Source organism: Microcoleus sp. Z1_B2 (genome assembly GCF_036700325.1).
Taxonomy (GTDB): Bacteria; Cyanobacteriota; Cyanobacteriia; order Cyanobacteriales; family Microcoleaceae; genus Microcoleus.
The window spans coordinates 70036-80483 of sequence record NZ_JAUBOQ010000017.1; the positions used below are offsets into that span (position 1 = coordinate 70036).

Annotated in this window: 4 protein-coding genes; 2 read left to right on the forward strand and 2 right to left on the reverse strand. The window is 43.6% G+C overall.

Annotated features, from left to right (window positions below):
• Positions 1–60 precede the first annotated feature (60 nt).
• Positions 61–3567, reverse strand: coding sequence for a glycosyltransferase (locus QT984_RS12425; protein ID WP_333055685.1), 3507 nt, complete (start codon positions 3565–3567; stop codon positions 61–63).
• A gap of 136 nt (positions 3568–3703) precedes the next feature.
• On the reverse strand, positions 3704–6247 hold the full coding sequence (locus QT984_RS12430; RefSeq protein ID WP_333313793.1) for a glycosyltransferase: 2544 nt from the start codon (positions 6245–6247) through the stop codon (positions 3704–3706).
• A gap of 160 nt (positions 6248–6407) precedes the next feature.
• Here QT984_RS12430 and QT984_RS12435 point away from each other — a divergent pair, with 160 nt between their 5' ends.
• Both QT984_RS12435 and QT984_RS12440 read left to right on the forward strand, forming a co-directional pair.
• Complete coding sequence (locus QT984_RS12435; protein ID WP_333374103.1) at positions 6408–8726, forward strand: tetratricopeptide repeat protein; 2319 nt, start codon at positions 6408–6410, stop codon at positions 8724–8726.
• 181 nt (positions 8727–8907) lie between these two features.
• Entirely contained in the window at positions 8908–10200 is a 1293-nt protein-coding gene (locus QT984_RS12440) for an ATP-binding protein (RefSeq protein WP_333055688.1), read from the forward strand.
• Positions 10201–10448: the final 248 nt, after the last annotated feature.

A 10448-nucleotide genomic window follows, 5' to 3' on the forward strand; every position in this document is an offset into this window, starting at 1 on the left:
TTGATGTTTTGTGGAATGGGCCGGATATCCCGTTCCTAAGAATGCTACAAGAGCTCTGTTTTAACGAACCGATGAAAACACTTCAAAACCCTGTATTGATTCTATCACTTGTTGCCACGACCGGGAGTTGATCAGCTCGTGGGTATCGAACGTAACGCCTTTTTCGGCTGCGAAAATACCAAAGTTTTTCACCCAATCAAAGATAGTTTCCGTGGTAAAATAAGGTGTGCAGGCCCAAGCAGATTGCAAATTATTCACCATCTCGGACATATCTCCCCGATCGTAAGCCTCCCAAGCTTTCCACACTAAATAATAGTATTTCAGCAGGCTATCCACTTGCTGTAGCTGCTTTTTGAGTTTCGGACTAATAGAGAAACTGTCGCTCTCATCGTCACTTACCAATGCCTGTTCAATTATTTCTCCATATTCCCGAAGCATCCGTTCTTCTTGGAATAGTTCTTCGGCTCGCGCTTTGCACGCTTGTCCTGCAAGTCTACGCGATTCGGGATTTTCTGCCCATATTTCCACCGTTTCTACCAACTCTTTTACTGTTCCTTCTGGGTCGATTGTAGGATCGGGCAGCAACTTTCCCGTATCTCCCAATTCTTCAGGAATCCCGCTGACTGCTGTGGCAATTACGGGCAATCCTTTTGCCATTGCTTCCATAATTGCTAGCGGCATTCCTTCTGCTTGGGAAGATAAAATAAAGATGTCGCTGGCGTCGAGCCAATCGGCAATATCCCAGCGCTGTCCTAAAAATTTAACCTGTTCTTCTACTCCCAATTTGCTCACAGTTGCTCTTAATTCAGGTTCCATATTGTCGTGAGTAGTAGACCCCGGCCCGGCCCAAACAAAGTAAATTTGGGGCCAAATTGGACGATTTTTCAATTGGGCGATCGCCTGCAATTGATACTGATATCCTTTAATTGGAGTCAATCTTGCCGCTGTAAAACAAACGACAGCATTTTCAGGGATTCCTTGTTCTTGACGCAGGCGTTGGCGAGTGGAAAGATTCGGTGACTCAAAATAACTATTTGGTCTGCCATAATAGATTACTTTTCCCCGTTCTAGACGCGCTTTAAATAGACTTTGGAACAAGTTTAAATTCTCGTGGGAAACTGCTACTGCTGCTTTGGCTACAATGTACTGATAGGCAACTGCATCGAAATAGGGAATTTGATCGCCGCGATCGAAGGTTTCATAATTGCGATTGATATAACCCAGACTGATGATGTACGGTATATTTTGCTCGATCGCAACTTGTTTAGCTGCAAAGTTAGCCATCGGCCAGCCGTCACTAAATATAATTAAATCCGGTCTAGCTTGGGCGTAAATCTTTTGAGCATCATCCAAATTGTAAGCTATTCGCAAAAACTCTTTCATCGTGTCGAACTCTAGCCAAATATGTTCGATACCTAGCTGTTTTTGTTCGGTAATTAAAGGATTAGAAGCTTGACTTTGAACGCTGGTTACTCGGTAGCCATCCGCCGCTAATTTACACATCAGCGAGTGGTTGAACTGAGCCAATCCGCCGACTCCTGAGTCTTCTGTGTACAGGAGTACGTGCTGTCTTGGCTGCCGAGAAGTCGAACTGGGCTCGGGTTTAAACTGATAAGGATTGTTAGCTGCGATCGCCACTATGTCTTGCCACTCCTGTAAATTGGTTAAGGCATAGGCATCAAAGTTGTAGCCGTACTGTTCTGAAACCCCCTTAAAAGTTTCCAGCCAATTAAAAACAGTTTCAGTGCCTGTCAGATTAGTGTAATACAGAGATTTTTCCAGACATTCGACCATCTCTGGCAAATATCCGTCGCGGTACATCCGTGATGCTATCCATACGAAAGACTTGTAACGTTCCGCGGGCTTTAAGTCGTGAATGTGCTGAGGTAAATCTGGCCGTGCGAAAAAATTATCCATCAAAATTTCCATATTTTTCATTAATTTGGAGCCGTTGGACATCAGATTGTTGTCATGCTGACGATAGCAGGTTAATATCTCTTTTAACCAAACTGACTTGCAGCCTTTTAAAGCTAAACGTAGGACAAAATCTAAATCTTCGGTTGGCGGCAAGCGATGATCGAAACCCCCCAAGCGTTCCCACCACTCTCGCCGCAGCATCATGGCGCTGGGACGCACTGATTTGTAGAAAACAAAGGCTTCTAAATCTAATTTTGGTTCTTCTTCCCAAGGCTGTACTCCATAGATGCCTTCGTCGTTTTTGCCAACGATAACCCAACCTGTTTGCACCATATCTAATGTGGGGTCAGCGTCAAAGCAAGCTACTTGTTTTTCTAGTTTTTCTGGTAAGAAGAAGTCGTCAGCATCTAAGAAAGCTAAAAATTCCCCTCGTGCTAACTTACAAGCACGATTTCGGGCCAGGGCTGCTCCTTGGTTCTCTTGATAGATGTATTGAATTAAATCGAAGTAAGGTGCTAAAACTTGGCTGGTATTGTCTGTTGAACCGTCATCTACGACGATAATTTCCCAGTTTTCATAACTCTGACTGAGAACGCTCTCTACGGCTTTTAGAATGTAGCGCTCGCAGTTATAAGCCGGGATAATGACACTGACGCGTACTTTTTTGGGAGTGATGATACTAGCTATTAACTGTTTCCATTCTGGTAAGTTTCCCATAGCAATGGCATCGATTTTGCAGCCGTAGGTCTTAGCAATTCCGGTGATGCGCTTTACCCAATCTGCTATAGTTGCTGTCAGGGAGTACGGGGTATAATCCAAAGATTTTTGCAAATAGTCAGTCATTTCTGCCGGATGGCCACTGTAGTACAGTTGCCACGCCATCCATGTCAGAGCCTCATAAAAAGCAAGCTTTTCTAATTGGCGGATATCCTCTGGTAAGTCGGCTCTACTGAAGAAATTTTGCTTTAATTTAATACAAAGGTTTGCCTGTTTTATCGCTCTCTGGATGGACACATTTTGCCCGTGCTGGCGGTAGCATACTGTCACTTGAGGCAACCAAACAGCTTCGCACCCAGATAGTGATAAACGCACAATTAAGTCGGCATCATCTACTGAATCATACTGAGAATCAAAGCCACCGACTCGTTCCAGCCACGCCCGCGAAAACATCATGGCGCTGGGAAGTAGGGGCATATAAACAATCCAGGTTTTTAAGTCGAGCTGAGGAAAGTATTCCCAGGGTTTTATATCGCAAATACTTTCGCCTTGCTCTTTAACAATTCGCCAGCCACTATTAACAATTCCTAGTGATGGCTGAGCGTCAAATAACGCAACTTGCCCAGCCAACTTATCGGACAAGAAAAAATCATCTTGATCTAAAAAAGCAATTAATTCACATCGGGATTCCTGAATTCCTCGGTTGCGGGCGGCAGCTACTCCTTGGTTTTCCTGATAAACATAGCGAATTTTTTCAACATAAGGCTGCAATGCTTGGCGGGTTTCGTCGGTTGAGCCGTCGTCTACGACGATAATTTCCCAGTTTTTATAGGTTTGGCTGATGACGCTTTCTACCGCTTGCGCGATGTAGCGAGATCCATTATATGCTGGAATAATTACACTTACTCGCGGTGTCGGATTTGCTATTGACATGAATTTTATCGGTGATAAGGAAGGGTTCGGCAACGGATTCTGTAACGGATGTAACGGATGTAACGGATGTCAGGCAGAAGGCAGATGCAATTCTACTGTTGAGAGCAATCCGAATTTGAAATGTAAATTTGGTATTTTAACGTGCATAAAATACAGATTCAATACCCTGTACTTCCTCGACTAATTGTTGCCATTCTACTGAATTAATTAGAGAATATGTATCTAAACTATGCCCTTTAGCTGACGAAAAATTGCCAAAATATTCTACCCAGTTTAACAGCGTTTCTGTACTCAAAAAAGGTGTGTACTTCAAAGATTCTTGAAGCCACTTCTGCATTCCGCTTAGATCTTCTTGACAGTAAGCCTGCCAAGCATTCCATACTAAAGAGCTGTAGTTGACCAGGCTTTCTATTTTCGCCATTGACCTCTGCACCTTTTTTTGAGTAACAAATGGATCTGTTTGACGATCGCAAAGTAAAGCTTTTTCGATCGCCTCCATCGACTCTGCCAACATCCGTTCCTCTTTAAACACTTTCTCGGCCCGCTGCTTGCAAGCTTGACCGATTTGATGTCGCAATTCTGGATTCATCGCCCAAGCTTCTACAGTTTCCGCCAATTCCCTCGCGGTTCCCTCTGGATCGGTATTCGGATCGGGCAACAATTTCCCAGTATCGCCAAGCCCTTCAGGAATCCCGCCCACAGCCGTTGCAACTACCGGCAATCCCTTAGCCATCGCTTCCATAACTGCAAGAGAAGGCGCTGCATCTGCCACAGAAGTCAAAATGAATATGTCGCTAGCATCCAGCCAATCTAGGATATCCCAGCGTTGTCCGATCGCCTTCACGCGATCGCTCACGCCTAACTCTTTAATAGTTTCCCTCAATTCTATTTCTACATTATCAGCGCTTCCCTCACCCGTTCCTGCCCACACAAAATACAGTTTAGACCACACAGGAGACTGCTGCAACTGCTTGATTGCTTCAATCTGATATTGATGCCCTTTAATCGATGCCAATCGAGCAGATGTGAAACAGACAATCGCCTCTTCAGGAATTCCTATTTCTTGCCGCAGGCGTTGACGAGCTGCAGCATTAGGATGTGCAAAATATTCAGAAGAACGCCCCAAGTAAATCACTTGTCCTCGCTCTTTTGGCAACTTGAAATGTTGGCACAATAAATTCAAATGTTCGTAAGCGCCAACAATCAAGGCTCTAGCTTGCAGGCAGTGGTAGAGCACTCCTTCTACATAAGGCACTACATCTCCGCAGGCAAAAGTGGCGTGTTCTGGCATAACTAACCCAATCACCATCATGTATGGTATTCCCATTTGCATCACTACCTGTTTAGCTGCAAAATTGGAAAATGGCCAACCATCGCTAAAAATAATCATATCCGGTTGATTGCTAGCAAAAAGCTCTCGTGCATCCTGAGTATTTCTTAACACCCGCTGTAAATCTTTATGCCCGCTAAAATCCAGCCACAAGTGTTCTATACCTAACTCTCGTTCTCGCTCAAGCAAGGGGCTAGAATGTTTGGTTTGCACGCAGGTGACTCGATAGCCTAACAAGGCTAACTCACAGAGAATGGCATGATTGTACTGCGCTAATCCTCCCACGCCCGGATCGTCCGTGTTGTAGAGTAGAATGTGGGCTTGCGCTTTTGAAGGTGTGGGAATAGAACTCTGTTGAGATTGGGGTGGATTAGTCATCACCATCTGAATTATCTCTTGCCATTGGGCTAACTTACTCAGCGAATAAGCGTCAAAATTTTCACCATATTCTTCAGAAGCCATCTGAAAACTTTCCAGCCAATTCAACACTGTTTGTGTGGGCGAAAAAGGCGTATATTGCAATGACTCTTCTAAACACTGGGCCATCTCTGTTAGATGGCCGTCGCGATACATCCGCCATGCCAGCCACTTTAAGCATTGATAGCGTTCTGGGTTTTTTAACTGCCGGATTGACTGGGGCAAATCGGGTCGAGCGAAGAATTTTTTCATCACAATTTCTATATTCTTCATTACGCGAAAACCGATTGACATGAGATTAGAATTGTGCTGGCGATAACAGGTAAGTTTTTCTTCTAACCAAACTGCTTTGCACCCTTTTAAAGCTAAACGCAAGGCAAAGTCTAAATCTTCTGCTAGTGGCAACTGAGAATCGAAACCGGCCAATTTTTCCCACCAGTTTCGGCGCAGCATCATCGCACTGGGTCGCACGCATTTATATAGAATAAAGCTTTCTAAATTTAATTTAGACGCTTGTTGCCAAGGCTTGACAGCAGAAATCTCTCGCCCGGTTTCATCGACGATTACCCAACCTGTTTGCACCATATCTAAGGTGGGGTTAGCGTCAAAGCAAGCTAGTTGTTTCTCTAGCTTGGATGGTAGGAAATAGTCATCGGCATCGAGAAAGGCTAAAAACTCGCCTTGCGCTAGTTGGCAAGCAATATTTCTGGCTGCTGCTACTCCTTGATTTTCCTGGTATATGTAGCGAATTCTGTCACAATAAGGCTGCAATACTTGCTGCGTGCTATCTGTCGAACCGTCATCTACAACTATAATCTCCAAATTAGTAAAAGTTTGACCTAGGGCGCTTTCCACGGCTTGTACGATGTAGCGAGATCCATTATATACAGGTATAATTACGCTTACTTGCGGTGTTTGAGTAGCTGTTGACATTATTTAGCTCGCTGTTAACCTATGATTATATAGTTTAGATTAATTTGGCGGATTTTCATCATTATTCTGTGTTCGGTTGATCTAATTACAAAAACTTGAATTTTGGCAAAGTGTAGCATATAATTTTACATGGAATGACAACTCAAAAGGAAAATAAAAAATGAATTCAGAAACAGTGCAAGTGAATTTCCAGCAGCAGGCAGAAATTTATTTGGCTACAGGGAACTTCGATCGGGCGATCGCACTTTGCCAACAAATTTTGGCATCTGAACCCAATTCAGCAGAGACTTGCAAGACCTTGGGAAAGGCGCTGCAAGCTCAGGGTAAACTAGAAGACGCAAGGTATTGGTATAAAGTTGCGATCGCCCTGCAACCCGATTTTGCCGAAGCTTTTGCTAACCTAGGCACTCTCTGTGCTACTTGGGAACAGTGGCAAGAGGCGATCGCCTGTTACCAAAAAGCCATCTCCCTGCAACCAAACTTTGCAGGATTATACCGTAATTTGAGCCGGATATTTACCCAAGTCGGTCAAGCTGAAGAAGCAGCAGATTGTTGGTATCAAGCACTCATGGTGGAACCGATAGAGATAGCAGAAGAATATCTCGATTTAGGTAATACTTTGTTGGCGCAAAACAAGCCAGAAAAAGCGCTGACTTGTTACCACCGCACGATTTATTTAAACCCCAGCTTTTGCGAAGCTTACTGCCAATTAGCAGAAGCTGCTAGCGAGCTAAAGCAGTGGGACGAAGCTATTGTTAACTACCGCAAAGCTATTCAACTCCAGCCGGAGATTTCTGATTTTCATTACAAATTAGGCAATGTTTTGCAAGCTAAGGAACTCTGGCGCGAAGCGGAGGCAGCCTACCGAAAAAGTATTGATTTAAATCCCAATTCTTTTTTGTCATACTACAACTTAGGCAGCGTGCTGCTCAATTTAGAAAAATGGCAAGAAGCTGCGATCGCCTACCGCACGGCGGTGGAAATTAACCCGGATTATTCTTGGTCTTACTACAGCATCGGTGTAGCTTGCGATCGATTAGAAGAATGGTCGGAATCCGCCGCAGCTTACCAGCGCGCTACTGAATTAGATCCGAATTTTTTTGCAGCTTTTCACCAGTTAGGAGATGCTCTTGTTAAACTAGAAAAATTGTCGGAAGCTGAGGCTGCATACGAACAGGCGATCGCACTAAATGCGGATTTATTTTGGTCTCATTATAACTTAGCTTTGACTTTAGTTCAACTTCAAAAGTTTGAAGCCGCAACACTCGCTTATCGGCGGGCGATCGCACTCAATCCAGAATTCTCTTGGACTTACCACAATTTAGGAGCAGCGCTGTTAAAAACCCAACAGTGGAAAGCCGCAGCTACCGCTTACCAACGTGCTATTGAACTTAATCCCACTATTTCTTGGTCTTATTACAATTTAGGCGATGCTTTGAGTGGAAATCACGCATGGAACGATGCTGTTTCCGCCTACCTTTGTGCGCTTCAAATCGAGCCGTCCCTCCCGAAAATTTACATAAAATTAGGTGAGGCTCTAACTAAAAGAACTCCGGTAGATTCAGATGTAGCAACTAGCTACTATCACCACGAAATGCAGCCGCTGCACGCTCCTGAATTTTACTGCGAAATAGCCCAAAAGTTTGCTGAGAGCGATCGGCTTAACGAAGCCATAATGTTGTACTTGATGGCATTAGAAATTAGACCCAAAGATCCAGAAATATCCCAAAAATTAGAGGAGATTTTAGAAAAACAGCGTCAAACAGGGGAATCTACTCTATTATTAGAGTTAGAGGCTAAGGATATTCGCGATCGCTACATTGCCCGAGTAGTCAAAGGCAAGACTTTTGCAGAAGTCGGCGGCTTGTGGGGAACTGTCAGCGAAAAAGTATCTGTAGCTAGCAAATACGGTGCAGTTTCTCTGACAATGATTGATGCCATGCCGGCATCCCTCCACTGGTGGCAAGATTTTCACGATCGCATGACAAGTTTAAATATTGCTAATTATCACTGTATCAATCAAGATATCACTCAGATTCAACTTGCAGACATTGGCGAACCTTACGATGTAGTTCACTGTGCAGGAGTTTTGTACCATCACCCCCATCCGTTGCAGATTTTAGTTGCCTTGCGTCAGATAACTCGCGAGCATTTAATTTTCACTTCAGCTATTACCCAAGAAGTTATAGAGAATGAGTTAGGACGCTATGAACTTCCGCCTTCTGGAGTAATGTTTATTCCAGCTTTGGACGACGCTGAACGAGCTATTTTAACAGCTTATTGGCGGCCATACATCAACAACAACGCACTTATAGGGATAACTGAAAAAGCAGTTTTTGACATGGACAATTTTGCGGCGTGCTGGTGGCTACCTACAGCTAATGCTTTAGAAGCTATGTGCGAAGTCGCGGGATTTAAGGTTTTAGATAAAGGATTGACTTGGGACAATAATGCTCTGACTCTGCTGCTGGGGATTTGAGGATTGCTAAACGAACAATAACAGGACTTGCTTGTGCACAAACGGCTAAACACCCGGTTTAGGAGCGGGTTCCTCATTTTCTTTCTCGATATTCCTACTAGAAACCGGGTGTTTTCCGTAAATCCTAAATAAAATAGCTGCCCACATTTTTGTGAAGAAAACAGGAACAGGGAAATAATCAATGAACAATCAGCAACCAGAGACGCCACTAGGAAACATTTTAGTAGTAGACGATACAGCAGAAAACCTGCGTCTGTTGTCTACGATGTTGACTCAGAGAGGATACACCCCCCGCTGCGTGATTAACGGAAAAATGGCTTTGAGAGCGTGCAATTCTAATCCACCAGATTTGATTTTGCTCGACATAATGATGCCGGAAATGAACGGTTACGAAGTTTGTCAGCATTTGAAATTAGAACCTAAAACTCGCGAAATTCCGGTAATTTTTATCAGCGCTAAAGATGAAGTATTTGACAAAGTAAACGCATTTGCTGTGGGAGCTGTTGACTATATCAGCAAGCCATTTCAGTTTGAAGAAGTGCTGGCCCGCATCGAAAGTCACCTCAGCCTGCGGAATTTACAAAAGCAGCTAAAAGAACAAAATATGCTGCTGCAAGAAGAAATTACGAGCCGATTAGCAGTGGAAAAAACTCTTCAGGAGAAAAACCAAATTTTGCAACAAGAAATCAGCACCCGTCGCGCCGTTGAAAAAGCTCTGCAAGAGCAAAATTTGGTACTCCAGCAAGAGATATCCCACCGCCAGCGCGCCGAATCTGCTCTATTAAAATCTAACCAAGAATTGGCGCGTTCAAATGCAGAACTAGAACAATTTGCTTATGTGGCTTCTCATGACTTGCAAGCGCCTTTAGCAACCATTGCTAGTTACGCTCAACTTTTAGAAAAACGCTACAAAGACCAACTCGACAGCCAAGGTAGTAAGTTTATCGGCAATATCGTTCAGGGCTGCACCAGAATGCAAACTTTAATTGACGATTTACTCGAATATTCCCGCGTTGGCAGGAGTCGGAAACCTTTTCAACTGACAGATTGCAATCATGCAGTCGAGCAAGCACTCGCGAACCTGCAAGGGGCGATCCGCGAGACTAAAGCCGTTGTCACCTACAGTGAATTACCCGCGGTAATGGGGGATATTTCTCAACTCGTACAACTATTTCAAAATTTAGTCAGCAATGCGATTAAATATCGCCACGATGCAACGCCTGTGGTTCATATTACCGCTTGCAAACAGGAGGAAAACTGGTTAATTTCTGTCTCAGATAATGGAATTGGGATTGCTCCACAGCATCAAACACGTATCTTTCAAATTTTTCAGCGCTTGCACACTCAAAGAGAATATTCTGGGACTGGTATTGGTTTAGCAATTTGTCAAAAAATTGTGGAACTTCACGGCGGATCTATCTGGGTGGAATCGGAACCGGAGCAAGGTTCAATTTTTTACTTTACTCTCGCTTAATTGAGGTATAGTTTCGCCAATGTATAAGCTATAATCTTGGCAAAATTAATCACTTTCTCTATTCTTAAAATGTGTTACATCGAATATATAATGTAGAAATCAAAAAAAATAATAGGGGGAGATAAAAACATTAAATAATTGTTGGTAAGGAGTGTGAGTATCGGGGTGGGGATATGGGCTACAGTTGCATTCATTGTTTTAATTGGTATAAATGGCAATTTAGAATAAAACTTCTTTTCCGTTGACAG

What these genes read in the sequence shown, in the direction of transcription:
- QT984_RS12425 (WP_333055685.1), bottom strand. Translation starts at nt 3,567, where the DNA reads ATGTCAATAGCAAATCCGACACCGCGAGTAAGTGTAATTATTCCAGCA.
- QT984_RS12440 (WP_333055688.1), top strand. Translation starts at nt 8,908, where the DNA reads ATGAACAATCAGCAACCAGAGACGCCACTAGGAAACATTTTAGTAGTA.
- QT984_RS12435 (WP_333374103.1), top strand. Translation starts at nt 6,408, where the DNA reads ATGAATTCAGAAACAGTGCAAGTGAATTTCCAGCAGCAGGCAGAAATT.
- QT984_RS12430 (WP_333313793.1), bottom strand. Translation starts at nt 6,247, where the DNA reads ATGTCAACAGCTACTCAAACACCGCAAGTAAGCGTAATTATACCTGTA.